Origin of the sequence: uncultured Chloroflexus sp. (assembly GCF_937129525.1) — a bacterium.
Lineage (GTDB): Bacteria > Chloroflexota > Chloroflexia > Chloroflexales > Chloroflexaceae > Chloroflexus.
The window spans coordinates 23,317-49,662 of the sequence record NZ_CAKZNK010000059.1; the positions used below are offsets into that span (position 1 = coordinate 23,317).

Consider the following 26,346-nt stretch of genomic DNA (forward strand, 5'->3'; position numbering starts at 1 on the left):
CGTAACGCAATCCGTGGATATTTCTCGCCATACTAGCATATTTCCACCCAATTGTCATCGACCGAATGCCACCTCACCTGACCATAACCGCACTTCGTTGTATAATCAGTCAGCGCCGTGCGGGGCGCGCTCGATAGCCCCGCGCCAGAGGAGCCAGAAACGAAGATGCCGAAGCGCACCGATTTACATACTATTCTCATCATCGGCTCTGGCCCGATTGTGATCGGGCAGGCCTGCGAATTCGACTATTCCGGGACGCAAGCCTGTAAGGCGTTGCGTGAAGAAGGTTACCGGGTCGTCCTGGTTAATTCTAACCCGGCCACTATCATGACCGATCCCAGTCTTGCCGACGCCACGTACATCGAACCGCTCACCGTCCCCAGTCTCGAACGCATTATTGCCCGCGAGCGGCCTGATGCCATCTTACCCACTGTTGGCGGTCAAACGGCACTCAATCTGGCCGTAGCGCTGCATGAGGCCGGCATCCTGGCAAAGTATGGCGTCGAGCTGATTGGGGCATCGGTCGAAGCTGTGCGCATCGCCGAGGATCGGCAGCGGTTCAAGGATAAGATGATCGAAATCGGCTTACAGGTGCCACGATCAGGCACGGCCACTACAATCGATGAAGCGTTGGCCGTCGTGGCTCAAACCGGTTTCCCGGCCATCATTCGCCCTTCGTTCACCCTCGGCGGTGAAGGTGGCGGCATCGCCTACAACATGGAGGAATTCCGCTCGATTGTCGAACGCGGTCTCGATGCTTCGCCGGTATCGCAGGTGTTGATCGAAGAGAGTGTGCTGGGCTGGAAGGAGTTTGAGCTAGAGGTGATGCGCGACCGGAACGACAACGGTGTCATCATCTGTTCGATTGAAAACATCGATCCAATGGGAGTTCATACCGGCGATAGCATCACTGTCGCTCCGGCGATGACTCTTACCGACCGTGAATACGAGCGGATGCGAGATATGGGTCTGGCCGTGCTGCGCGCCGTTGGCGTCGAGACCGGCGGCTCTAATGTGCAGTTTGCCGTCTCTCCCACTGATGGTCGGATCTACGTGATTGAGATGAATCCGCGCGTGTCGCGTTCATCGGCGCTGGCCTCGAAGGCGACCGGCTTCCCGATTGCCAAGATTGCCGCCAAACTGGCTGTTGGCTATACGCTCGATGAATTGCCCAACGACATTACCCGCGAGACACCGGCATCGTTTGAGCCGACACTTGACTATGTGGTTGTCAAGATTCCGCGCTTCACCTTCGAGAAGTTCCCGCAGGCCGATCAGACGTTGACCACCTCGATGAAGTCGGTCGGCGAGGTGATGGCGATTGGCCGCACCTTCCCCGAAGCCTTCCAGAAGGCATGGCGCTCGCTCGAACAGGGACGGGCCGGTTGGGGCGCTGATGGTCGCGATGCGATTGAACCGGAGCGGTTGCGCGAGCGGCTGATTACTCCTCACCCTGACCGCATGTTTTACATTCGCTACGCGCTCCAGAGTGGGATGTCGGTTGAACAGATCAGCGCTCTCACCAAAATTGATCCGTGGTTTATCCGCCAGCTCGAACAGCTTGTGAATCTCGAAGGCCGCTTGCGCGCCTTTGACCTCGATACCATTCCGCCCGATCTGTTGCGACAGGCCAAGCGGATGGGATTCAGCGACGCCCAACTGGCCCATCTCTTGCGCGTGCCCCCCGGCCCAGAGCGCTGGTCAGCCGAACTGGCCGCGCGTCGGCGACGGCTTGAACTCGGCATCCGTCCCACGTACCATCGCGTTGACACCTGTGCCGCCGAGTTTCCAGCCTACACGCCCTACCTCTACTCGTCATACGAGAGCGAAGATGAATCGGAGCCGACCAACCGCAAGAAGGTGGTGATTCTCGGCTCTGGGCCCAATCGGATCGGTCAAGGGATCGAGTTTGACTACTGCTGTAGTCATGCGGTCTTTGGTTTGCGCGCGCTTGGCTATGAGACGATCATGGTCAACTGCAACCCGGAGACGGTCTCAACCGACTACGACACGGCTGATCGGCTCTACTTCGAGCCATTGACCCTGGAAGACGTGCTCAACGTGGTAGAAAAAGAACGGCCCGATGGCGTCATTATCCAGTTTGGCGGTCAGACACCGCTCAAGCTAGCGCGAGCGCTCGAAGCCGTTGGCGTGCCGATCTGGGGCACTGCGCCTGAAGCAATCGATCTGGCTGAGGATCGCGACCGATTTGGCGCATTGCTGAAGGAGCTAAACATTCCTGCTCCCGAACACGGCAGCGCTACCTCGTGGGAAGAGGCGCTGACTGTGGCTCGCCAGATCGGTTATCCGGTAGTAGTGCGCCCCAGTTATGTGCTCGGCGGGCGGGCAATGGCGATTGTCTACGACGATGCCGCTCTCGAACGTTATATGCGGGAAGCAGTCGCTGCTTCCCCTGAACACCCGGTGTTGATCGATCGCTTCCTCGAAGATGCCTTTGAAATGGATGTCGATGCGGTCTGTGACGGCGAGACAGTGGTTATCGCGGGCATCATGGAGCAGATCGAGCTGGCTGGCGTTCACTCCGGCGACAGCGCCTGCGTGATTCCCACCTACATGGTGGCAGAAGAGCATGTCGCGACGATGCGCCGCTACACTGAGCAACTGGCCCACGCGCTCGGCGTTGTTGGCCTGATGAACATCCAGTACGCGATGAAAGATGGTATCGTCTACGTGCTCGAAGTCAACCCGCGCGCTTCGCGCACCGTGCCGTTCGTCGCCAAAGCGACTGGAATCCCGTGGGCGCAATTAGCGGTGCAGTGCGCGGCTGGCGCGCGGCTGCGGATGCACAACGAACGAGTGTCCGTTGTGCATCCGGCGCTGGTCAACCCACCGCGCTACCGGCTAGAAGTAGCGAGCGAGCAACGTTTTCACGTGAAAGAAGTAGTGCTACCATGGTCGCGCTTCAGTGGTGTAGACACCCTGCTCGGCCCTGAGATGAAATCAACCGGCGAGGGGATGGGGAGCGGCGCAACTTTTGGCGAAGCGTTCGCCAAGGCGCAGATGGCATGCAACAATCATCTACCTACCAGCGGTAACGCCTTCCTGAGTGTCAACGACCGCGACAAGGCGACCCTCTTGCCGATTGCGCGCAATCTGGCTGCGCTCGGCTTCAAGCTACTGGCGACCAGCGGCACTGCCGCATTCCTCCAGCAACACGGGCTGGAAGTAAAGGCCATTTATAAAGTAAACGAGGGACGGCCCAACGCGGTTGACTACATCAAGAATGGTGAGATTGCCCTGATCGTAAATACACCGCTCGGCAAGACGAGCTTCTTCGATGAAGGCGCTATCCGTCGCGCCGCAATCACCTACGGCGTCCCAACGCTGACCACGCTCTCCGGCGCGGCTGCGGCAGTGCAGGCGATCCAGGCAATGCGCAGTGGTCACTGGACATTGCAATCATTGCAAGAGCGGTCAGCCGCAGATTAGGCTCCGATTACGACCCGGTTTAGTGGCAACGTGGTCGCTCTGAATGCGACCACGTTGCTCTTTTTTGCCTGAAACCGCCTTGCTGAAGCGCCGGCCTGCACCTGACCACAATACCCTTTACACTTTGACCCTTCCCGCCGCTTCGATATATTCGAGACTCTGATGGCGGAAGTAGGTGTTGTACAACTCAGCGTAGTGCCCACCGGCAGCCAGCAACTCATCGTGTGTCCCCTGCTCGATAATCTCGCCGCGGCGGAGCACAATGATCCGATCAACTTCGCGCACTGTACTGAGCCGATGCGCAATGATGATAGCCGTTCGTCCACGCATCGCCTCGTCAAGCCCCTCTTGAATCAACGCTTCGGTGAGCGGGTCGATGCTAGCCGTTGCTTCGTCGAGGATCAAGATAGCCGGGTCCTGCAATAGCACCCGCGCCAGCGCCACCAGTTGCCGCTGACCCATACTCAGGCTGCTACCACGTTCCCCTACCGGCGTATCGAGGCCTGCCGGCAGCGTTGCCAGCCAGTCACCGTGACCAACCCGTCGCGCCGCTGCCAGCACTGCTTCATCATCGGCGTCGGGTCGTCCGTAGCGAATATTCTCGCGCGCGGTACCGTCAAACAAAAACGGTGTTTGCGTCACCATACCGAGCTGACTGCGATAGGCATTCAGATCGAGGCAACGAATATCGTGACCATCGATTCGGATCTGACCACCCTGAAACTCGTAGAAACGGGCAATGAGTTTCGCAATACTACTCTTGCCAGAACCGGTATGCCCGACCAGCGCCACCCGCTCACCGGGCCTGATATGCAGATTGAACTGACGCAACACCGGCTCGTCCGGCTTGTAAGCGAAATCTACCCGATCAAACACGATCTCGCCGCGCAATCGGCCCGGATCAACTCGATCAAGCTGCACCACTCGCGGTTCGGCATCGATCAGCGCAAAGACCCGCTCGCCAGCGGCCAGACCTAGCTGAAACTGACTCCAGAACGAAGCAATACTGGTCAGCGGGAACCAGAAGCTCTGTAAGCCCTGAATGAACAGGAACCAAGTTCCGGTTGTCAATTCGCCTGCAAAGACCATTTGACCGCCAAGGTAGACTAGCATGGCCGTACCAACCGCAGCCAGCAGGTTGAGGAGTGGAAAGATGCTGCTGAACGTATAGCGTGTATACAGATTGATCCGCCGGCTCTTCTGATTAACATCGAGAAAATCAGCGTAGATCGCCTGCTCCTGGCGAAAGGTCTTGGCCACTCCGATACCGCTAACCGTCTCCTGAATGTGATTGCTCACTTCAGCGTTGACGCGGCGCGAGGCGGTGATCACGCGGCGCGCAATGGAGCGAAACGCCAGGGCTGCGCCGATAATCAGCGGCGCCAACCCGATTAATACCAGCGTGAGTGACCAGCTCACCACCGCAAGATAGCCCACCAGCACGACGACCAGCAACAGGCGACTGAGCAGATCCATCGTCAGTGTCATCACCTGAGCAAATGCTGCCGTGTCAGAATTGACTCGACTGACAATCTTGCCCGATGGAAACTCATCATAGAAACTGAGATCGCGGGCCAGCACTGCGTCGGCAGCATCGCGCCGCAGCGCCAGGACGACCTCCCCGATAGCTCGCGCCGACATGGTTTGCCGGATCAGGTTGAAAACCCACGATAGACAGGCGATCAACGCCAGCGCACCCGCCAGTAACGCCGCCTGATTGAGTGATGTCGCCGTCTGGATCTCATCAATACTGTGTGAAATGAAGATCGGAATGAGCGCTTCGATCAAGGCAGTGGCGCTGATCATCAGAGCAGCGGTGATCATTTTCGCGGCTTGCGGACGAAAATAACGCAGAATCCGCTGCACCAGTTCCTTGTCACTATACTTGCGATCGTAGCCTTCAGCGTCGAGGCCATCAAAGAGAAAACCCATAGGCGTTCAGCCCTTTCTGCCGATCCAGATGTTGGATGTTTCCAGCCATCTACAACTTACACCCTGCGCGACGAAACCAATCGACATCCAACTCGTTACGTCAAGTTGATTGACTTGCCTTCACCGACGCCGGCGTCAGTTCGGCGCGCAGAGCGGGAAGCTCATAACGGGCAAAGATGCGGCGGTAATGGGGCGAAGTTCGCAACAGCTCATCGTGGGTACCCGACGCTACCAAACGTCCACCATCGAGTACAAGAATCTGATCAGCCCACCGGATTTGCGATAGGCGGTGAGTGATCAGCAACACCGTGCGACCCTGTTGCGCCTGCCGGATAGCCCGCTGAATCTCATCTTCGGTTGCGCTATCGATCGCACTAGTACTGTCATCGAGAATGAGAATGCGCGGATTGGCGAGAAAGGCGCGGGCCAGCGCAATTCGCTGCCGTTGGCCACCAGACAACGTTACGCCCCGTTCACCGATGACCGTCTGATAGCCGTCAGGCATTCGGCTGATAAACTCGTGCGCTTGCGCAGCGCGCGCGGCGGCTTCAATCTGCTCTTGCGTTGCGCCGGGTGCGCCAAAGGCGATATTTTCGGCAATCGTGCGCGAAAAGAGAAAGATATCCTGCTCAATCTTACCGATCTGCGAACGGAGCGCATCAAGATTCCAGTCACGCACATCAACCCCATCAATCAAAACCCGCCCTTCAGTTGCGTCATACGTGCGGTTGACCAGTTGGGTCAGAGCACTCTTGCCGCTGCCGGTTTGGCCAACGATTGCCACGGTTTGACCGGCGGCAATCCGAAACGAGATGTCGCGCAACACCTGATGCGGTTCTTCACCGGGATGAGCAGCAAAGCTAAAACTGACCCGTTCAAAGACGATCTCACCCCGGAGCGGCGCGCGATAACCGGTTGGATTCTCGTCGAGGTCGGTCTCAGCGTTGATGATCGAGAGAATTCGGCGCGCGCCGGCCAGTCCGGCCTGAAAGACCGAAAATGCGAAGAGAGAGATGAAGGTCGGGAAACGCAGGACATTCATCAACCCGATCACGGCCACGACCTGCCCCAAACCGACTTCACCTACACTGTAGAGCCAGAGCGCATGGAAGAACTCAGCGCCAAGCGCAATTCCAAACAGTAACAGGGGCAGATAACGCGCCTCGATCTGCCCCTGTTCGACAAACAGATCGCGGAAACGTTGCGCGTTGCGCAAATACTTCGAGCGCTCGAGCGCCTCGCGCGCGCTCGCCTTGACGACTTCGATCCCGCTGATCGTCTCTTCCAGGCCGGCATTCATGACCCCGTACTGCTCACGCTGACGCTGAATCACCGGCATCAATCGGCGCAAATACCAGCGCGCTGTGACGATATAGCCGACAACGAAGACGAATGGCACCACGATCAGACGCGGCTCAGTGAAGAAAATGAAAGTTAGTGGCACCACAATCCCTAACACTGTTTCTGAGATCAGCGTCGCTCCGGGCACAATCATATTCGCTACCAGATTGGTATCATCGGTAGCGCGTGCCATTAGATCGCCGGCGCGCTGGCGATCATGAAACGCTTTGCTCTTCGCGAGCAGGCTCTCGTAAAACTCTTGCCGCACATCAGCCTCAACCCGCGCTGCTACATTCTCGGCTGACAGACTGCCAATCAAAGCAGTGACGCTATCGGTCACCATCACTGCCAGCACAGCCAGCGCCAGCCCGGTGAGCGCGCCATAATCTGGCGGCCCGCTGAGCACATCGGCAGTTCGTCCAATCAACGCCTGCGCTCCAGAGTAGGCGGCCCATGCTGTGATGAAACAGAGATAGAAGCCAAGCACAAATGGCCAGTAGCGGACAACATGCGAGATGAGCCAACGAGCGACGCTGCGCCGATCGTAGGCGTAGGCTGAGGCAACGGTAAACTCACTGCGCTGCACGATGATCGGCTCCTTTGCTATACCTGACTATTTACCTCATTCCGGTCACGTGACGAACTACCGCCTGATCAATCACATCCAACATCTGGGAACCTCCATGCGCCTGCGCTGATAACCTGGCCAATTGAGCGATTTGGCGTTCCTGCCAGAGTATTGCTGCATTGCAAAGCCATATATGCAATGACCGCAGAATAGAACATTATTGCGAGTATACTCTATCCCATATCGCCAGAGATCAGCCGTAAGGTGTAACCTTTTTCCTATGTTCAACGGAGTGATCGCGTGCTACAATTCGATCGTGTTTGTGTCCGGCCACGCATCATGGAGCAGCTATGACGGCACGCATAGTGGCAGTAAGCGGACCATTGGCCGGTCGAGTATTCCAGCTCGGCGACACAATTTTGACCTTTGGCCGCTTGCCCGAGAATACCGTGGTCATTGCCAGCCAGCAAGCTTCTCGTCGCCACGCAGAGATTAGACGCGAAAGCGGCGTATACATCCTGATTGACGTGGGAAGCGCAAACGGAACGCTGGTTAATGGGCAACGAGTGCAACGCCATCTGTTGCGTAACGGCGATACTTTTGTCATCGGCGATGAAGTTTTCCGGTTCGAAGAGATAGTTAGCGCAGCGGTCGAACCAACACTACCAGTTGGCGGCTCACCACCAGGTGTCACCCCGCCAACGCCAGCATGGCCGGCGCAACCACCATCCGTTTCTCCACCAGCAGCCGGCAACCCATTACCGGGTATGCCGTCAGCGCCGCCAGGCTGGCCGCAACCATCGTCGCCTCCTGCTGGCGGTTTCCAATTACCACCTAACCCTGCTCCCGCTCCGCCACCATCAACCTCGTCTCGCCGCTTCCCAATCTGGCTTTTGCTTGGCAGTCTGTTTAGCTGTATTGTGCTTGCGGCAGCCATTGCCGGCGGTATCTTCATCTTCAACCGTAGCGGCGGTGGCAACAACAGCAGCAATAATAACAGTGGCGGCACCTTCAGCTCTACACCCGTTGCGCTATCCACGACACCGACTCGCGAACCACCACCCAACGCCGCCGATTGGACAGTGCTCGTCTATCTGGATGGCGATAACAATCTGGAGTCTGACGCCATCGACGACTTTCTCGAAATGGCGCGGGTCGGCTCCTCTGACCGCGTGCGCATTGTGGTTGAAATGGATCGCATCCGCTCACCGGAAACGTGGGATGACGAGCGCTACGGCAATTGGGAAGGCGCGCTACGCTTTCTGGTCGAAAGCGGGATGGAACCAACTGTCGAAAATGCGCTGGCCAATCTCGGCGAACGCAATATGGGCGATCCGGCCACGTTGACCGATTTTCTAATCTGGGGGATCGAAACCTACCCTGCGCAACGCTATGCGATCATTCTCTGGGATCACGGCGCGTCATGGCTCGGTATCGCCAGCGATGACACCGATGGCGATGCGCTCAATCTGCCTGAGATCAGCTCGGCCTTTGAAACAGCGCTGGCCCGGACTCGTATCGGTGGCTTCGAATTGATCGGCTTTGATGCCTGCCTGATGGCGCAAATCGATGTCTTGCATACAGTCGCGCCTTATGGACGAGTCATGGTCGCTTCGGCTGAACTCGAACCCAACAGCGGTTGGGCGTGGGACGCCTGGCTGGAAAGGCTGGTAGCGGAACCAGAGCAAGACGGCTACGCCATCGCGCCAGTAATTGTCGAGACGTATATGAACTCGTTTCGCGGCAGTCAGGCCGACGATGTTACCCTCTCGGCATTCGATTTGACACGCGCTGATGAGATGATTAACCGGCTCCATAGTCTGGCCCAAGAGCTGCAACGCAGCGCGCGGCAATACTATCTCATCATCGGGCAGGCACGTTCGTTCGTCAATGTCTACGCCCCTGCTTACGCCGAAGAATTCAATGCCATTGACCTGCCACACTTTTTGAACTTGTTGCCACAACAAAACGCAACCAGCGCAATTCGCGATCGCGCCAACGAATTGTTACGAGTCATAGAGGAAGCGCGCATTGCCAACGGCGTTGGCCCGTACCATCGCCAGAGCGGCGGTCTCTCGATCTACTTCCCGCAATTCAGCGATCTCTACGCTGAAGCCTATGATCGCGCGTCACCAATTCCGCGGGCTACGGCGTGGGATGACTTTTTGGCTTCGTATTACGAGGTCGGCAGCGCGGCAATCCAGCGCCCAACCATTCGCGATCTATCGATCAACCGTGATGTCGCGAGCATCGATGCGCCGGTAAACCTGCTCGGCACCGTCGCCGGTAGCGATATTGCCTACGTCTTTCAGTTTATCGGAATTCCCAACAGCACCCGCGATACCGTTGATCTCATCCTGGTCGATTTCATCTATCCGCCGGGCACTGCTCCGGGAGCGCAGGTGCCGGATTGGGATGACGGTGAATACAGCCTTCGACTCAATTGGGATGCCACTAACTGGTATCTGAACAATGGCAACGAATCGATAGAGGTTTTACTCGGCCCAATCAAATATGGTTCAGAGTTCTATGGCGTGGAAGGCGTATATACTTCGAAGACAACCGGCGAGCAAATCAATGCCGGCCTGGTCTTTACCATTCAAGGCAACGAAGCTCAACTGGTGCGCATTTGGGGGTTTCCGCGCGCCGCCGGCAAACAGGAACCGCAGCCGTTCGAATTGACACCACGCGCCGGTGACACATTCACTGGATACTACCGCTCATACACCGATACCGGCAGCGGGCTGGAAGCAAATCGCTTCGAGGGTCAGACTATCACCTTCGGCGATGCGCCCCTCAGAGCGGTGCGCGGCCCCACCCTGAACGGTGATTACGTGATGGGCTTTCTCGTCCGTGACATTGCCGGTAACTATCACTACAACTATGTTGACATTTCGGTTGATAACAGTAACGTCTCAACCAGTCCTGATATTCCGGTGACTCCGCCGTCAACGACAGCGCAAACCGGTTTCCAGCGATATGAGGGTACGCTCGGTTTTTCTATCGACTATCCACAAGACTGGCGCGCGTTTGACTCCGGCAACGATCGGATCATCTTCGCCCATAGCATTGTTGACGATGGAGTCTACGTAGTTGTGGATGTGTACAAGGCCATCGACAACAACCCGGCAGCCGCGACCCGCTTGCTCATGGAAGACCTCAAGCTGGCAGTGACCCAAAATGGCGACTTACGGGTTGATACCAGCGCGATACAACTCGCCGGACTGGACGGCTTGAAGATAGAATATACCTACCAAAACTATCAGGGTGGTGTCAGTTACGTAGTCGCGCTCATTGTGACCAGTCCGAACAGCCTGTGGACCTATCTGGTCATGCTCGAAGCGCCGGAGGAGAGTTTTGACAGTCAACTTGATCTATTTAACACAATGCTCAACAGCCTCGTGATTGGGTAGCATTCGCTACGCAGTGAGGAAGGAACGAACCGTGGGGGGGCAAAAACAACGCGAATTGGGCAAGAAGACGGTTACTAACATGATCCCAGATATTGCCGGCTTAAAAGCGTGTTTGTGCATGGGAGTTGCCGGCGGCTATACCCCGGCCACTCTTATCCAACTGGCTCAGAGCTTGAGCTATGCCACGCTTGCCGAAGGTGGATCGGTGCTAGTAGCCGGAGCAGATGGAGGTCACTGGGCTGATTTAGCGTTACAAGATATTACCTTACCGATTCAGCGCAGTCATGCACTCATTCGGGGCGCTGGCGTAGCGCTCATCGGCGTAGGGCCACGCTATGGCTACGCAATGGTTGCCGTCCCAATTGAACCATTGGAACGTGATCCAGACCTGCAATTGCACGATGCGCATTGGAGTTGCGCGCCTGAAGACCTGTTGCGGATCGGCGAACTGCTCGACGGGTCAATCCCGATGATGCAGCGAGCGGCATTGCTGCGTTTACAATTACCACCGGTCGATCTACTCCTTCATGTCACCAATCAAGCACTCGATTTTGCCGCTCGCCAACACGTCACGCTGGCGCTGTCTAACCGAGCGCTACATGAGCGATTGCGTAATCACGAAGATCAGACCCGGATGATCGTCCATGATATGCGAGCGCCGTTACATACCCTGTTGATCAGTCTCAAAGCGCTACAACGCCAGGGATTTGACGCTAACGCGCGCAACGAGCTCCTCGAGGTGGCGCGCGAGAGCGCAAACTATCTCCTCAGCCTGACTGAAACTGTACTCGATTCGGCCCGGCTGGAAACCAGTAGCTGGACGTTGCAGTTGCATCCGGCTAACCTGATTACACTGATCAAAACAGTGTGTGACCCATACCGCCAGATAACCCATCCTGACCGTCCATCTGTGCGGGTTGAGTTACCGGCTGAGCTGCCCACTGTGATGCTGGATCACCACCTGATCGAACGTGTCATCACAAATCTGGTTTCAAATGCGATCAAATATACCCCTTCCGATGGCGAAGTTGTTGTAAGTGCCCGCGCCACCAGCGATGGTCACAGCATTGAGATTCGGGTCAGCGATACCGGCCAGGGTATACCGGCAGAAGCGCAGGTGCGCATCTTTGACCGGTTTTACCAGGCGCGCAGTTCCGACCGACGTCATGGCGCCGGTCTCGGTCTCTACTTCTGCCGCCTGGCGGTGGAAGCGCACGGCGGTAGCATTGCGCTTGAGAGTGAGATTGGGAAAGGAAGTACCTTTATCGTAAAATTGCCGCTAGGAACGGACTAAACATCACCGCAGGCTGAGAGTGGGTAAACCCTTGCAAATGCCTGCCCCGACGCTGTGACGGGAGAAAGGCATTTGCGCAATTTCCGAACGCACGACCGCTGCATCTCAGGGGAAGGCCACGGCAGCGATCGTCGTGATGAACGCATTCACTGCCCCGGCAGCGCGCAACGCCGCTGCAACCGACTCGGCCTGTTCTGGAACCGTTAACGCCAGCATCACGCCCCCCCAGCCGGCGCCAGCCAGTTTTGCGCCTAGCGCTCCGACAGCGCGCGCCGCTGCTGTCAACCGATCAAGCTCTGGCGATGAGACGCCAATCTCACGCAGCAATTCGTGATTGGCATCGAGCAGTGGACCAAGCTTCAGAGCGTTGCCCTCAGCCAGCGCTACCCGCGCCTGCCTGACCAGCTCGGCCACCTGATCAAACAACACTTCATAGCGATCAGGATCGGCTTGCCACCGCTCTCGCACTGCGCCAACCGGTAGCCTTGTCGGACTGCGCACCCCAGTGTCGCCTACCACCAGCGTCAACGGCGCTCCAATCGGTAATGGTTCGATCAAATGCGGCGGCACTGTTCGACGTTGAAACCAAATCGGCTGCTCGAAGGCCACTACCGTGTTATCGATCCCGCTCGGTGTGCCATGGTAGCCACGCTCACTCTCGTAGACGAGTTCGGAAATGGTAGCGGCAGGCAAACTTTGCCCGCAGTAAGCAAGTAATTCGCGCGTAATCGCAGTCGCAATCGCTGCGCCACTCCCCATTCCACTGGCGATAGGAATCGATGAGCGAATAGTGATCTCGATATTCGCTGGCACCCCAAAACGGTCGATCAGTGCCATGATCAATCCGCTCAGAGGTTCGTCAGGGCGATCGGCAACCCGCCATCGTCCACCCAAATCGGGAGCATTGATGATTGGGCCATTGCCTGCCAGCGCCGGCTTTACCGTGGCCGAAGCGCGCAGATCGGATAACGGCAAAGCAATCGCTGGCCGTCCGTAAACAACGGCATGCTCGCCACACAGGATCAGTTTGGCCGGCGCTGTTGCCATAGATCAGCTACGGATCGTCGCTCCCAGTTCGCGTTCAAGGTTCGTGATGATCTTTTTCCGAATCTTTGCCAGTGTTTCGTCAAGCAACGTGCGATCGGCGGCGCGGAAAACCAGGTGGTACGTCAGGCTGCGCTTGCCGGCGCCCACTTGCGGCCCGCTGTACCGGTCGAATAGCGTCAGACTCTCTAGATACTCGCCAGCGCTACGCTGAATCACGGCTCGAATCTGCGCTTCACTTACCGTTTCATCAGCCACAATCGACAAATCTTGGACACTGGCCGGGAAGCGTGAGATTGGCCGGTAAACCGCCTGACCGGCGCGCTCGAAGAGCGTCTCAAGATCGATTTCCGCCAGCAATATCCGGGGTGCCGACACCTCAAGCCGCGCGCGCACCTGCGGATGCGCCTCCCCCAAAACTCCAACCGACTGTTGGGCAACCGGCTGCCCGCGGCTATCGCGCTTGAGCGTCAACATCAGCGTTGCCGAGCGGCCAGGATGAAACCGCTCATCATCGGTCAGTGGCGCGAAGCTCAACTGATCGGAAAGGCCTAGCCGCTCGCCAAGCAACTCGACAATCCCCTTTAAATCATAAAAATCAAGCCACTCGCGATCGGTACTCAGCCAGCTTTCCGGCTGGCGCGGACCGGCCATTGCAATGGCCAGACGGCGAGGTTCAGCAGGCAGCCAGTGATCATCTTTGCCCGGCTCGGCCATGGGGAGATACACCCGCCCGATCTCGAAAACCAGCGAACGCTCACGTTCGCGCAAATTCATCGCCAGGGCGGAAGCCATCGATGGCAACAACGAACGTCGCAGGTAGACGTGTTCAGGAGTGCTGGGATTGCTCAACTTCAGGTAACGCTCGGCAACGGCCTCTGACGGCTGCACCTGCGCAACCAGTGCCATGTCGATCAACGAATAGGTGATCAATTCCGTCAAACCGGCGCCTACCATCAGATCGCGCACCTGCTCTTCCAGCTCGATAGCCTTGTGCGTCACCGGTGGCGGCAGCTCATCGGCCAGCCGTGTCGATGGAATGCGATCGTAACCGTAGACGCGGGCAATCTCCTCACACAGATCGGCTACCATCGTTACATCCTGGCGGAAGGAGGGTACCCGCACCTGTACAACCTGATCGGTGGTGAGGAGAGCAAAATCACCAACAGTTGATCCACCTTTGATCGAACACTCAAATCCCAGCCGCCGCAACATATCGACAATGCTATAAGCATCAAGATGAATGCCAAGCAAACGATGCACCTCAGCCGGCGGGAGATCGATAGTGACCGTCTGCCACGGACGAGAATAGACATCGATGAAATCGGCGGCAATGGTTGCACCGGCGTAGAGGCGCATCAGTTCAAGACAGCGACGGAGTGCAATCGGTGGCAGCTCATAATCAACACCACGCTCAAACCGACGCGAGGCCTCGCTGGGCAACTTGAGACCGCGCGCCGCGCGCCGAATCTGAACCGGCTCCCAGATTGCTGCTTCGAGCAAAACGTTCGTCGTAGTCGCGCTCACCTCAGAACTGGCGCCACCCATCACTCCCGCCACCGCCAGCGGCCCCGTTGGATCACATACCATTAACGGCGGGTGCGACAAACCACTATCAGGGCCGGGAGTCAGGTCACGATCGCGGTCATCGAGCGTGGTCAAACGTTCACCGGGTTGGGCCAACCGGACAATCAGATGGCGATCGGTTACCCGGTCAGCATCAAATGCATGGGTTGGCTGGCCCCACTCAAGCATGACATAGTTGGAAATATCGACAATGTTGTTGATCGGTCGCATCCCGGCATTGATCAAGCGGCGCTGCATCCAGAACGGCGAAGGCCCGATCTTAACCCTCTCAGCCAGACCAACCATGAAACGCGGACAAAGATCGGGTTCGTGGACAGTCACATTGGCCCGCCCGACTATCGACGGCCCTTCCGCAACGACCTGCGGATCAGGAATGGTCAAGGGCGCGCCGGTCAGGGCAGCCACCTCGCGGGCTACGCCAACAATCGACAGACAACGAGCAAAATTGGGGGTAAGATCGATCTCAAGGATAATCTCACCCAGATAGTCGCGTAGTGGCATACCAACCGGCGCATCATCCGGCAGGATCAGAATACCCTCGTGATCCTCGCTCAGGCCCAGCTCCTTCTCAGAACAGAGCATCGCATCGCTCATCACCCCGCGTACCGGTCGGCCTTTCAGCCTGGTAATCACCCAACCCTCTGCGTGGCCATCGTACAACTGAGCGCCTTCACGAGCGAAAACGGCTTTCAAAGGGCGCGACAACCGGCCTTGATCGCGATAGGGAAAAAGGTTGGGTGCGCCGGTGACAACTGTATGAGGTTGGGGCGCGCCATAATCAACATCGGCCAGCACCAACCGGTCAGCGTTTGGATGCGAGCGCACCTCCAGCACGTTCGCGACCACGATCAGCTCAGGATCCCATGGCAGCGGCGAACCTTCAACGCCAATGCGATGGATCTGAGCAACTTCCATCCCGCCAAACGTCAAGCGGCGAGCCAATTCCTCGACCGGTAGATCTATCGCGACAAACTCGCGCAACCACGACAGCGGAACTCTCATATGGCTCCTCAGCATAGCAATCTGACTATTGCGATTGTAGTCAGCGCTTTGCCGGCTGTCAAATGAGCAAGGCTACCAGGATTTAGACGAAGCCGCGACAGGCTGCAACAACACTGACCTTCGTGCTACAATAGCGGAGTGTTCGCGTCTATGGAAACCAAAACCATATGAGTCAACCCGAAGAATTGCCTCCTGTCCCACATGTACCATCAACCCCACCGGCGCCACGTCCGCGCAGTTGCCTCAGCCGTTTGCTCGGCTTTATCGGCTGGCTACTCACAGTAACCATTGCCGTCGGCCTGGCGCTTGCCGCGTCTGCCGGCATTCTCTATCTCCTTGGGGTAGATCTGACCACACCACAACAGATTCGGCAAGCGAGTATTGAAGTGCAGCGGCTGCAAGCGGCAGCCACTGCGCAGGCCGACACCATTGCGCAACTGCAAACCGCGCAAGCTCAGAACAGTATCGAGACAGGCAATGCGCGGGAACGGATCGACGAGTTAGAGACCCAGGCTAGAGAACTGGCGGCAGCGGCCACTGCGCAAGCCGGACAGGCTATCACCGCAGTTGCATTGGGGCGAACGCTTCAAACCGCTGTGGCTGAGGCAGCGGCGCTACAGGATCAGCTCCGTGAGGGACAGATACTGGTTGCAGTTGTCGCGACAGTGCAGGCCACGCAAAACGAACGGATTCGTGAAATCGAACAGCGGAGTGAACGGTTGATTCGCTTTCTCAACCGGCTGAGCGACATCGCTGCCGACACGGCTGACGATACCAGCCTGCCGACAACCACCCCAACTGCAGCGCCAGCGCCAAACACGACAACACCAACGCCAATAGCGACAACCACGCCCACGCCGACACCATAGCGCAATCATCATCGTGGACAGCGATCCGGTTTGTCACATTAGCAAGGATTAGTCTCGCCCAATTGCGGCCTCAGTCAACAAACGCACCATCTGTTCAATCGAACGGCGAGCGCGAGCGAGGGCCAGCGTCATATCGGCCAGCACTGCTTCGGCCAGAGTAAAATTCGACTGATAACTGTCGCGCAAAGCCTCGAACAGATCTTGAGCCTCTTCGAGGCTTTGCATCGCCTGGATGAGCGCATGTTCGCTATCATCACGCTGACGCGCGGCGGTCATCGGCCAGCGACCGTTAATCTCGGCGCCGCGCACAATAGCCAGATAACGTCGCATTCGCTCAGCGCAAGTCAAGGCATCATACACCGCGCGCTCAGCAGTCACGATCAAGACGCGGGCCAGATGAACATTGCGACCAAGCTCGGCGCGCACCTCATCCAGAGTACTCCTGGCCAGTTGGATATGCTGAACCGCCTCGTCCGCCACGCGGATCAGCTCCACCCTCTCGTTCTCCAATTCGGTTGGCCAGCGGCGTGGAATCGTCGGCATAATCAACAGCGCTCCTTCGTGGTCGGCGCAGATACTCCTCAGCCGCGCGGCGGCGGAGCACATTCTCTCCCAGTTGCCACAAGATAATGGGGATGCCCGCAGCCACAAAACTGCGCCAGACCAGATCTTCATAACGATGCCAGTCGAGACCACCCAAACGACGGGCAGCCAGCGCAACCGGCGCTAGCGATAGAATAACGCCACCCGCGACTTCCGCCCACAAATGATCAGGCAAGACAGTAGGATAACGGCGCTGAAGCAGCTCAAGAGCCGCGGCGTAGACAGTTGACAACCCCATCACTTGTAAAGGCAACTGCACGGCGAGATGATCGGCTTCGGTCACTGCGTTGTACTGAGCATCGTGAGTCGTTGCTTGCATTGCAGGGTTCCTTTCGGGTACCTTTCAGGATTGATTATACTGCAGATGGAAGTTTTTGTCTAGCTTTTCGGGCATTTGTTGGGCGTTTGTTAGCGATTGTCTTAACCTGCTCCTATCCTCCTTTCAGGCGAGCATCGCGCGCAGCGCTGAGTGACGCACTAGTATTCTGACCAGATTTGTTGTCAGCCGGTTCGCATTCATAATACTACAATTTGTAGTAAAGTCAAGACATCGCCCAACAAGCACCCTTGAACCGGCTAGACAGCTCGAATATTATATGCTATAGTGAGAATAGCAAAAAGTTGATAAATCCTAAAAGAAACCCAACAAGTACCCTGAAACACTATCTCTAACCGCCGTTTTGATACCGCGAGGGAGCAATGCTGATCGGCACATGGCAGGTATCGTTAGACGAACATGGCCGCCTGGTTCTTCCTGCGCCGATTCGTCCGGCTTTCACCACCGGTATGGTAATTACCCGCGGCTTTGAACGCTGCTTGCAACTCTGTCCGCAATCGTTCTGGCAAGGTCTGACGCAGCGGGTTAGTCGCCTGAGCCTCGCCGGAACTGACGAGCGCTGGTTGCGCCGACTGCTGTTTGCCGAAGCGAGCGCCGCTTTGCTCGATGACCAGGCCGCAATCGTGATCTCCACCGCTCTGCGGAACTATGCCGGCCTTGACCGTGCCGCCGTGGTGGTGGGAATGGAGCAATACCTCGAAATATGGTCGCCTGAACGCTGGCAAGATTGCCAGACGAATATTCTGGCGCTGGCCGGACGCTGGTCAATCCGTGATTGGGATGTGTCAGTCCCGCCCGATAATGCGCTTTTTTTGTGATGGTGTTTACTACATATTGTAGTAGAAAGGAAATTCGCTCTATGTCCAGCTCCGTACTCTATCAGCCCCGCCCCGCTATCGACCGGCCAACCGGCAGCGCCGCCATCGCCCGGCAGCGCCTTTACCAGACCTTACAACGTGAACGGGTGCTCTTGCGTGAGCGCAATGCCGATCAACTGTTGTTGATCGCTTTGCTACACAGCAATGAGTCGGGGCCATCTTGCGAGGAATGATTCGCTATGGACGTAGCCTGTTGTCACGCTATGAGCACTCTCCAGTCGTGGTGCGCAATTGTGATTGTTGTGATTGTTTTTTGTTATTGTTGCGAGGTGCGATTGCTCGACAACAGCGCGCGTCCTCATTCTCTTACCCAACGCTGTATCTTGCCGTGCCGTCCTCGTTCGAAACCGGTCAGACCTTATGCGATCAACATATCAGCCTGTGTTGCTTTCGATCGATTTCAGTTCGTACCACCGCGGTTTCTTCGCGCGCTGGGAGGCCAACGAGGTCATCGATATTACGCAGAGCCAAATGCCCATGCCTATCGCCGTCACCGATTTGCCGCTGGTCTTGCGCGCGCTCGACGTATTGCAGGATCCGGCCTACCCACATCCCTGGACAGATGCCCAAGAGGCAGCTTTTACCTTTACGTCGGCTGAGAAAGAGCGTCTGCGCGAACTCGATTTCTGGGACGACGGCGATCGCGTCCCGTCCGATTTGCCTCGACGAGTCGGACGGCGACTCTTTCGCGCCCTGACCCACGATCAGCGCGGCGCCGAAGCACTGAAGATCGCGCGCAATTATGCGCTGGCCGTTGATCGACCACTCCTCATCGCATGCCATTTCAATGCCCATGCTCAGGCCGATGTAGCGCTGGCGGCGCTACCCTGGGAGTTGCTCTGGGCCGACGAACCAACCCCACTATTGGCCGAACGACGCCTTTCAGCTTCAATTGAACGTCGCTTGAAACACACCGGTCCGCCGCCTCTACCCACTTCAGGGCAAGGTGCGCTGCGTATCCTGGCCCTTTCGCCACAGGCCGGGATCCCGCCTGAACTGCGCCAGCTTGAACGGAGCGCGCGGATGAGTGCATTGCAACCACTTCTTGAGCGCCATCTGGCCGAAGTGCGCGAACTCAGTCCGGTTTCGCGCCGTGAACTTGAACGGGTCGTGCGTGAGTGGTCTCCCGATGTCATTCATTACTACGGCCATGGACGCTACGAGCAGGGAGCCGGCGCCCTCTTGCTCGACCGCGAGAGCGGCGGTGAAGACTGGACACCACCTGGAGCATTGGCGGCGGCAGCAGGTGGAGTGCGGATGGTACTCCTTCATGCCTGTCAGGGCGCAATGGCCACACCCGGGTCTGCTTTGCTGAGCAGTGTGGCTCCCGCGCTCAGTGTTGCCGGTGTGCCGGTAGTGATTGGCATGCAGTTTACCATTCGCGCCGATGCTGCTACCCGCATTGCCAGTATCGTTTACGCCGGCCTCGCCCAGGGACGCAGCGTCCAAGAGGCGCTGGTCGCTGCCCGCATTGCGCTCTATGTCGGTGAAACCGATCAGGTGTCATGGTTCGTGCCGGCGCTGTATGTGCGTAGTCGCAGCCTTGGACCCATCTACTTACGGCCACCAAGTGATCAACCTCCGGCATTGACGCTCAGTCATCGGAGTTCAGGTCGTGATCCATCACCTGTTATTCGTCGGCTCCGCATTCAAGATGAATGGCTCCGCCGACGGTATGGCATTGAACTGTAACGCTATCGCCTAAACATAGGGACGATGCATGCGTCGTCTATATCTGAGGTGACAATGTATCACATCGAATGGATCGGAATGAGCCGCGCCAATTTCAAGCCGGGAACACCTGATCGCATTCGCATGGTGGTGCTTCACGCCACCGCAGGCTCATATCCAGGCGATCTTAGATGGCTTCGCCAGGGTGGCGCGCCTGGCCGCGAGGTGTCAGTGCATTACTATATCTCCAAGCTTGGCCAGATTTTTCAACTGGTTGCCGATCGGGATATTGCATGGCACGCCGGCACGAGTCGCTGGGAAGTCGATGGCCGTACTGTGTTCAGTTGCAACGATGTATCAATAGGCATCGAGCTGGAGAATCGCAACGATGGCCGCGATCCTTACCCGCCCGAGCAATATGCTGCTGCGCTTTGGCTGACCCGCGAGCTGGTACAGAAGTATCAGATCCCACCTTCACAGGTGGTACGGCATCTGGATATTGCGCCGGGACGCAAGACTGACCCGGCGGGCTTTCCCTGGCAACGCTTTCTCAGTGAAGTCTTTGCCAATCTGCCGGGAACACCTGCTCTGCCGCCGGGAGATCAGTTACGACAGCATATGTTTGATCTTGCCTTCCGGGCTGCCGGCAGCGGTCTGCCGACCGAATGGCCCTTCTTCACTCAGGCTCGCGCCGCCAATCTGGGAATGCCGGTAGCTTCATTAATCGCCCGGCCACTGTCACCACGTCCGGCCTCAGCGCCTAACGATCGTGAACGCGCGCTTGTCCTACCCGACGGCACCCGTTACGTGGTCGAAGTGTACGCCCGTGATGCGCTGTTTGCTGCTGTTGGCCCTGATGATGCGCTCCACCCCGGCGCGCGCATCGAGCGGCTGAGCGCCGTTCCCGCCAGTCCACAACGGATGGCGCTGCTTGAAGCGGTCTTCCGCGCCGCCGATCCGGTAAGCGGCTTTCAGCCTGGTTGGGCTTTTCACCAGTATTTTCTCGCCCATATCGACTCTCTCGGCATGCCGATCAGCCACAATCACCGCCTGGCACTCGCGCCAGGAGTTAGCTTTGCCTGCCAGCATTTTGCGCTCGATAGTCTCTGCTCACCGGCTGGACAATGGCAGGTGATCTATCGCCTGAGTGAGATTCGTCGCGCCGCTACCGGTCAAATAACCCTCACCGGCTTGAGCCGCGCGCGAGCCACTCAACTGGCGCAACTCTTGCTCGATGATCTCTTTGCGCTGCGAACCGGTCGTCGCTACCAGGCTGACGCAGCCCTGATTCGGTATGCGCTGGAAGAAGACCTCGGTGCGCCACTCGGCCCTGCTGAAACAGTAATGATTGATGATACGCCAGTTGCACTTATGCCCTTCGCGCTTGATGTAGTGGCTTGTCGCCTGCCAACACCAGACTGGCCGCTCGACCGTCCGCTGCCTCCGACCAGCTCTTTTGGACGGCTGACCGCACTGCTTGGCAACCATCGACAATTTGCAACCGGTATCCTGCGGCTATCACGTCTCACCAACCAGCGTCTGCCAGCGCCATTGACTACCAGCGATCCTCTGTTGGGACCGATCCGTCAAGGCCGACCACTAATTGATGTCAGTATGTTTGCCGGTGATGGTGAAGTTCGTCGCCGCCCGATTGACACCATCCTGCTGGTGCCAACCAGCGGACCTGCCAGCTTGCACTTAGCCGATGCTCATATCGGCGCGCGATGGCACTACTTCATCGATCATACAGGCACGGTATTCCGTCTTCGGCACGAACGTTACATCGCCCGCGCTGCTCGCGGCGTTGGCCTGCCGGCGGAACGACTCGACCAACGCGCGTTGGTGATTGCAGTAGAAGGATCGCTTAACAACGCGCCGCCGCCATTAAAGCGTGCAACTCAGGCGCTTGTGCAATTGCTGCGGCGTCATTTTCGTATCAACGCTGACCGACTGCGCGTGATCGATCACACTGCGCGCGCGACACTCGTTGAAATCGAGTAAATCTGGCATATCAATGCCTGTGGGAGAAGCAATGCAATCCACAAGCACGACACTTCCATCGCACCCACCGATTAACATTAAACTTGTCGGTCTTGGTGGCTGTGGCGGAAATCTGGTCAGCGCCATCCGGTTACCCTCTGCTCAGGTCGATATGATCGTTGCCAACACCGATCAACAAGACCTGGTCGGACGGGTCAATATTCCGACTCGTATCCTCCTGGGGCCTCAACACACTGCCGGCAAAGGCGCTGGCGGTGTGCCTGAAGTGGGTGCCGCCGCCACCCGCGAGAGCGAACCCGTTCTGGCTAAAGCTCTCACCGGAGCGGATCTCGTGGTACTTGTCGCCGGGATGGGTGGCGGCACCGGCACCGGCGCTGCGCCAATTGTCGCTCGATTAGCGCGCCAGCTCGGTGCGCTCACGCTAGCCTTCGTCACCATGCCTTTCCTGGTCGAAAAAGGCCAGCGCAGTCGCGCTGCTGAACAGGGTCTGGCTGCACTAACAGAGGCTGCCGATGCAGTGGTTGTTGTTTCTAATCAAAAGATTCTCAATTTTGTCGATCCACGTGAAACGTTGACCAAAGCGCTGACCTACAGCAATACCATTTTGAGCGCAGCTATCAGTGGAGTGATTGAACAGCTTTCGTTGCCCTCGCTGATGCAGCTCGATTTCTCTCACGTGCGGCAAACGCTGAGCAATGCCGGACAGACAATGCTCGGTATCGGCAGTGCCAGCGGCAACGATGCCGCTCAGCGCGCAGTGCAGCAGGCGCTCAAATGTGATTTGCTAGAAGGCAATTTAATGAAGGCCAAGCGCATCTTCGTCTCAATTATTGGCGGTAATAACCTGGGATTGCACGACGTGAGTCGCGCTATCGATAACATACACCAGACAATCGACAATGATATCAATCCGGTGATCGGGGTGGCAAATTCACCGGCTCTGAATCATCAGGACCGCGTGCGTGTCACGTTGATCGCCAGCAAAGTTGGCTCATTCCGCCGGCTACACCATACAATGACAACGCAGCCACCATCAGGATCAACTCGCGCAGATCAGCCATCACTTGCGTTCACCCAAGATCAAGAAAACCTTCCACCCTTCTTGAAGTTATACCGAAGAGGGAAAGTATGATCCTGCATCTATGCACGAACGATCCACTTGTTTCACTTGTGCATGATCTATTCGGAGCAAACCCGGTGCGTGTGCCAGACGCCCGCATCCGACCGCTCTCAGTTGTCGTCCATCGCCGCGGACGCAGCATCTTTCGTGGCTCGCTGTTACCATTGCTCACCGATTCCAGCCCGCTCAGCGTACAGCCCTCAGTATCACAATTGATCGACATCAGCGGTCGCCGATCGCGGCGCGTCAATCTTGAGCTGGGCTTAAACATTTTGCGCGGTTTTCTCTACGGTTTTGGTCTGCCCACTGCCACTTTCACAACCTCCGTGCAGGGAGCAACAACCATCACCTTCTCATTCCCCACTGCGATGCGCCTCGCCTATGACGTGAATGCGCTCGGTTGGGCCCTGGCTGGACGCGCCATCGATCGCACCAATCCGGCAGCGGCGATCTTGTTCGAGCAGACACCTTATGAATTGTTGTTGATCGACTCGATTCTGACCAGCCGCCATCTCACGATCACCTTCAGCGGCGCGCAGGGACAACAATTAAATGTCGACATCAATGCGCTTCGCCAAATGCTCGGCGATCTTGGTGGTCATGCCAGTATTAACAACGATGCCGATCTGGAAATCACCCTTGCCAGCCCACACGACTTAACCTTCGCTTTCTCCTGTGTGCGACTTTTCTTCAATGACGAAGGATATATCACTACACTTCCGCCTGATCTCGACCGGCGCGTGCTTAACAGCAGAAATGATGTCAGTGTACGATATAGCCCGGATCGTGTGATGTTAAGCAAACAACCAGGTCTATTGATCTGGGATCGCGCAGAGCAGAGGAGCAAACCGTGACCCGAGTTGACATCCACTTTCAGACGCCTAGAGAGAACCGGTCAGGCGAGGCAGGCAGATTTTACAGCACACCCGCACTCGCCGACCTGAGGTTCACATCTCTCCAATACTTAAGCGCCATCCTCAGATAGTAGTCAGTTCACGCAACACCGTAAGGAAACGTTCTACTTCATCAGCAGTGTTGTAGTGTACCAGCCCCACGCGCACCATACCACCAAGCTTCTCAACACCCAAACGCTCACTCAGGCTGAGCGCATAGTAATTTCCATCCCAGACAAAGATTCCGCGCTCAGCCAGCTTTTCAGCCACGATGCGCGGCGACAGATTCGCCAGCCGGAAGGAGACGGTCGGCGTGCGCCAGGCAAACCGTTCTGGTTCGCGAATACCGTAGAAGGTCAAACCGGGGATGGCAAGCAAACCTTCGATCAACTGCACCGCTAACGAACGCTCATAATGAGCAATTCGCTCCAGCGCTGTCACCAGGGCAGTGCGTCGATCGGGCGCAGGTTGCCCAAGACTGGCCAGATAATTAACCGCAGCAACGACACCGGCCAAACCCTCGTGATTTTGGGTGCCAGTCATCCAGCGCTCTGGCACAGTGTCAGATGCAGGCCGCACTTTGTAAGGCTGCAAGCTCTGCAAGTGCTCACGTTTACCATACATCACACCAACGTGCGGCCCGAAGAATTTGTAGACGCTACAGGCCAGAAAATCACAATCCAGCGCTTTAACGTCAATTGGGCCATGAGGTGCATAGTGAACTGCATCCACGAAAACAATTGCGCCCACTTGATGCGCCCAACTCACCACTTGCCGCACATCATTGATCGTGCCAACAGCATTTGAGGCATAACCGACCGCAACCAGTTTGGTACGAGCACCGATCTTTGTGGCCATATCGGCCATGTCGAGCGTACAGTCTTCTGGATCGATGTCAACCTCACGGATAACAACCCCACGCTCACTCAACACTCGCCATGGCGCAACATTTGCATCGTGATCGAGCCGTGTCACCACGATTTCGTCGCCAGGTTGCAGTTCACGTCCAATCGCGCGACTGAGGGCAAAAGTCAGTGAGGTCATATTCTGGCCGAAGAAGACCTCGTCAGGCGCACAACCAAGCAAATCGGCCATCGCCGCATGGGCAGCAGCAATCGTGGCATCAGTGCGCTGACTGGTTAAAAATGCGCCGTGCGTGTTAGCATTATCGCGCGCCAGATAAGCGCCGATCGCATCAATAACCATCTGCGGTACTTGCGTACCACCAGGGCCATCAAAAAAGATAGCCGGTTGACCGGCAACCTCTTGCGCCAGAGCCGGAAAGAGGGGACGAATGGCATTCGGTTCGAGAGGCATAACTATAACTCCGCAACACATCGCTGTTTCGTCAAATAATACCAGATGTGGCTATCAGGTTGAAAGGCTGGAGTGAATGAAGTTGCGATCAGGTGTATGGCGATACCATGACCGTCCCCAACCACGCTTCGCGGAAGCGACAGATAATCTTCGGGACATAGTGATGCTGTGACTCGGTATACCCGACTAACGAAGGCTGCAGGCATTGCACTAATGCCTGTTCGAGTGCACTGTGTTGGGTTTTATGCGAGCGCACCCTCTTCCCGCCATCCCCCACATACGCAGGAGTGACATCCACGACCAGATCGATAAGCGCTCGTGACGCCGCCATTTCTCACATACGCGGGAGTAACGACATACCAACGTCACGACAACGAGCAGTATGGCCCTCACACGCGCGCGCGATACCCCTGCTCACGACAGCCCGACCAGACACAACGACCTCCCTCCCTCAGGCGGGAGCGATGCACGTTGCGATCAACTACTGCCGGCTCCGTCTCGTATGGCCCTCACACGCGCGCGCGATACCCCTGCTCACGACAACCCGACCAGACACCACGACCTCCCACACCAATGTGGAAGTGATTCTGTTCACGCCGCCCATCCATCTCACGTCGGCACTTTGCTCCACACACATGCGAAAGCGATGAGACAAGATCGTTGCCACACCGAGATTGAGCAAACTTCTCTATCCAAAATGAGGTATCCACGCGCTCCCCACCCCTGGTCGCGCATCCAAACTTCGGCGAGCAGCATTCCCGCTTCAGCCTTATTATCTCTTAGAACTCAGTTTGATGTGAGGCGCAGATCCATTGCATCCACTCATAAATGATTGCATAGACATCTATTTCTTGCGCACAAACACCGCGCAACGTTTACGAATGTCGCGCGGTTTTATATATGACGACTCATTCATCAACGAACCTCAGGAGGCGCTCCAATGCTGCTCTCAGTGCTACCACGCCGCCGCTGCGCACCCCTTGCCCCGCCGCCTGCCGCTCCACCGCCGCCCTCCCCGCCACCGGC

Annotated in this window: 17 protein-coding genes; 10 read left to right on the forward strand and 7 right to left on the reverse strand. The window is 57.1% G+C overall.

Going from position 1 to position 26,346, the window contains the following annotated elements:
* The first annotated feature begins 165 nt into the window (after positions 1-165).
* The gene (carB, locus tag Q0650_RS06925) at positions 166-3,450 is read left to right on the forward strand and encodes a carbamoyl-phosphate synthase large subunit (RefSeq protein ID WP_298817259.1); all 3,285 of its coding nucleotides are present in this window, start codon (positions 166-168) and stop codon (positions 3,448-3,450) included.
* A gap of 117 nt (positions 3,451-3,567) precedes the next feature.
* Here carB and Q0650_RS06930 read toward each other — a convergent pair whose 3' ends face one another.
* The gene (locus Q0650_RS06930; RefSeq protein WP_298817261.1) at positions 3,568-5,382 is read right to left on the reverse strand and encodes an ABC transporter ATP-binding protein; all 1,815 of its coding nucleotides are present in this window, start codon (positions 5,380-5,382) and stop codon (positions 3,568-3,570) included.
* 100 nt (positions 5,383-5,482) lie between these two features.
* The gene (locus tag Q0650_RS06935) at positions 5,483-7,309 is read right to left on the reverse strand and encodes an ABC transporter ATP-binding protein (RefSeq protein WP_298817263.1); all 1,827 of its coding nucleotides are present in this window, start codon (positions 7,307-7,309) and stop codon (positions 5,483-5,485) included.
* 332 nt (positions 7,310-7,641) lie between these two features.
* Between Q0650_RS06935 and Q0650_RS06940 the strand changes: the two genes are divergently transcribed.
* Both Q0650_RS06940 and Q0650_RS06945 read left to right on the forward strand, forming a co-directional pair.
* Positions 7,642-10,704 (forward strand): clostripain-related cysteine peptidase, encoded by a 3,063-nt coding sequence (locus Q0650_RS06940; protein WP_298817265.1) that lies wholly within the window; start codon positions 7,642-7,644, stop codon positions 10,702-10,704.
* Between the two features lie 31 nt (positions 10,705-10,735).
* Positions 10,736-11,998 carry a sensor histidine kinase KdpD gene (locus Q0650_RS06945; protein WP_298817267.1) on the forward strand — a complete coding sequence of 421 codons (1,263 nt, stop codon included), beginning with the start codon at positions 10,736-10,738 and terminating at the stop codon, positions 11,996-11,998.
* Between the two features lie 105 nt (positions 11,999-12,103).
* Here the strand turns inward: Q0650_RS06945 and mvk are convergent, their stop codons facing one another.
* Complete coding sequence (gene mvk, locus Q0650_RS06950; protein WP_298817269.1) at positions 12,104-13,045, reverse strand: mevalonate kinase; 942 nt, start codon at positions 13,043-13,045, stop codon at positions 12,104-12,106.
* A 3-nt stretch (positions 13,046-13,048) separates the two neighbouring features.
* Positions 13,049-15,631 (reverse strand): phenylalanine--tRNA ligase subunit beta, encoded by a 2,583-nt coding sequence (pheT, locus tag Q0650_RS06955; protein WP_298817271.1) that lies wholly within the window; start codon positions 15,629-15,631, stop codon positions 13,049-13,051.
* Positions 15,632-15,798: 167 nt separating this feature from the next.
* Here pheT and Q0650_RS06960 point away from each other — a divergent pair, with 167 nt between their 5' ends.
* Positions 15,799-16,500 (forward strand): hypothetical protein, encoded by a 702-nt coding sequence (locus Q0650_RS06960; RefSeq protein ID WP_298817272.1) that lies wholly within the window; start codon positions 15,799-15,801, stop codon positions 16,498-16,500.
* A 48-nt stretch (positions 16,501-16,548) separates the two neighbouring features.
* On the opposite strand, the gene Q0650_RS06965 is transcribed toward Q0650_RS06960, so the two are convergent.
* On the reverse strand, positions 16,549-17,043 hold the full coding sequence (locus Q0650_RS06965) for a hypothetical protein (protein WP_298817291.1): 495 nt from the start codon (positions 17,041-17,043) through the stop codon (positions 16,549-16,551).
* Positions 16,928-17,422 (reverse strand): hypothetical protein, encoded by a 495-nt coding sequence (locus Q0650_RS06970; protein ID WP_298817273.1) that lies wholly within the window; start codon positions 17,420-17,422, stop codon positions 16,928-16,930. Before Q0650_RS06970 ends, Q0650_RS06965 begins: the two co-directional genes overlap by 116 nt.
* Positions 17,423-17,802: 380 nt before the next feature.
* Between Q0650_RS06970 and mraZ the strand changes: the two genes are divergently transcribed.
* The 6 genes from mraZ to Q0650_RS07000 all read left to right on the forward strand — a co-directional run bounded on the left by mraZ (position 17,803) and on the right by Q0650_RS07000 (position 23,964).
* Positions 17,803-18,258 (forward strand): division/cell wall cluster transcriptional repressor MraZ, encoded by a 456-nt coding sequence (mraZ, locus tag Q0650_RS06975; protein ID WP_298817276.1) that lies wholly within the window; start codon positions 17,803-17,805, stop codon positions 18,256-18,258.
* Positions 18,259-18,299: 41 nt separating this feature from the next.
* A complete protein-coding gene (locus Q0650_RS06980) occupies positions 18,300-18,491 on the forward strand; it encodes a hypothetical protein (protein WP_298817278.1) in 192 nt (63 codons plus the stop codon).
* A gap of 187 nt (positions 18,492-18,678) precedes the next feature.
* Positions 18,679-20,010, forward strand: coding sequence for a CHAT domain-containing protein (locus tag Q0650_RS06985; protein ID WP_298817280.1), 1,332 nt, complete (start codon positions 18,679-18,681; stop codon positions 20,008-20,010).
* Positions 20,011-20,064: 54 nt separating this feature from the next.
* Complete coding sequence (locus Q0650_RS06990; RefSeq protein ID WP_298817282.1) at positions 20,065-21,990, forward strand: N-acetylmuramoyl-L-alanine amidase; 1,926 nt, start codon at positions 20,065-20,067, stop codon at positions 21,988-21,990.
* 31 nt (positions 21,991-22,021) lie between these two features.
* Positions 22,022-23,122 carry a cell division protein FtsZ gene (locus Q0650_RS06995; protein WP_298817284.1) on the forward strand — a complete coding sequence of 367 codons (1,101 nt, stop codon included), beginning with the start codon at positions 22,022-22,024 and terminating at the stop codon, positions 23,120-23,122.
* A complete protein-coding gene (locus Q0650_RS07000) occupies positions 23,119-23,964 on the forward strand; it encodes a hypothetical protein (RefSeq protein WP_298817288.1) in 846 nt (281 codons plus the stop codon). The genes Q0650_RS06995 and Q0650_RS07000 overlap by 4 nt, the downstream gene beginning before the upstream one ends.
* A 123-nt stretch (positions 23,965-24,087) precedes the next feature.
* On the opposite strand, the gene Q0650_RS07005 is transcribed toward Q0650_RS07000, so the two are convergent.
* Positions 24,088-25,320 carry a cysteine desulfurase-like protein gene (locus Q0650_RS07005; protein WP_298817289.1) on the reverse strand — a complete coding sequence of 411 codons (1,233 nt, stop codon included), beginning with the start codon at positions 25,318-25,320 and terminating at the stop codon, positions 24,088-24,090.
* Positions 25,321-26,346 lie beyond the last annotated feature (1,026 nt).

Bases quoted from the DNA above. Each gene is read 5' to 3' on its own strand.
- carB (WP_298817259.1), top strand. From the start codon at position 166: ATGCCGAAGCGCACCGATTTACATACTATTCTCATCATCGGCTCTGGC.
- Q0650_RS06930 (WP_298817261.1), bottom strand. From the start codon at position 5,382: ATGGGTTTTCTCTTTGATGGCCTCGACGCTGAAGGCTACGATCGCAAG.
- Q0650_RS06940 (WP_298817265.1), top strand. From the start codon at position 7,642: ATGACGGCACGCATAGTGGCAGTAAGCGGACCATTGGCCGGTCGAGTA.
- mvk (WP_298817269.1), bottom strand. From the start codon at position 13,045: ATGGCAACAGCGCCGGCCAAACTGATCCTGTGTGGCGAGCATGCCGTT.
- pheT (WP_298817271.1), bottom strand. From the start codon at position 15,631: ATGAGAGTTCCGCTGTCGTGGTTGCGCGAGTTTGTCGCGATAGATCTA.
- Q0650_RS06960 (WP_298817272.1), top strand. From the start codon at position 15,799: ATGAGTCAACCCGAAGAATTGCCTCCTGTCCCACATGTACCATCAACC.
- Q0650_RS06965 (WP_298817291.1), bottom strand. From the start codon at position 17,043: ATGCCGACGATTCCACGCCGCTGGCCAACCGAATTGGAGAACGAGAGG.
- Q0650_RS06970 (WP_298817273.1), bottom strand. From the start codon at position 17,422: ATGCAAGCAACGACTCACGATGCTCAGTACAACGCAGTGACCGAAGCC.
- mraZ (WP_298817276.1), top strand. From the start codon at position 17,803: ATGCTGATCGGCACATGGCAGGTATCGTTAGACGAACATGGCCGCCTG.
- Q0650_RS06980 (WP_298817278.1), top strand. From the start codon at position 18,300: ATGTCCAGCTCCGTACTCTATCAGCCCCGCCCCGCTATCGACCGGCCA.
- Q0650_RS06985 (WP_298817280.1), top strand. From the start codon at position 18,679: ATGCGATCAACATATCAGCCTGTGTTGCTTTCGATCGATTTCAGTTCG.
- Q0650_RS06990 (WP_298817282.1), top strand. From the start codon at position 20,065: ATGTATCACATCGAATGGATCGGAATGAGCCGCGCCAATTTCAAGCCG.
- Q0650_RS06995 (WP_298817284.1), top strand. From the start codon at position 22,022: ATGCAATCCACAAGCACGACACTTCCATCGCACCCACCGATTAACATT.
- Q0650_RS07000 (WP_298817288.1), top strand. From the start codon at position 23,119: ATGATCCTGCATCTATGCACGAACGATCCACTTGTTTCACTTGTGCAT.
- Q0650_RS07005 (WP_298817289.1), bottom strand. From the start codon at position 25,320: ATGCCTCTCGAACCGAATGCCATTCGTCCCCTCTTTCCGGCTCTGGCG.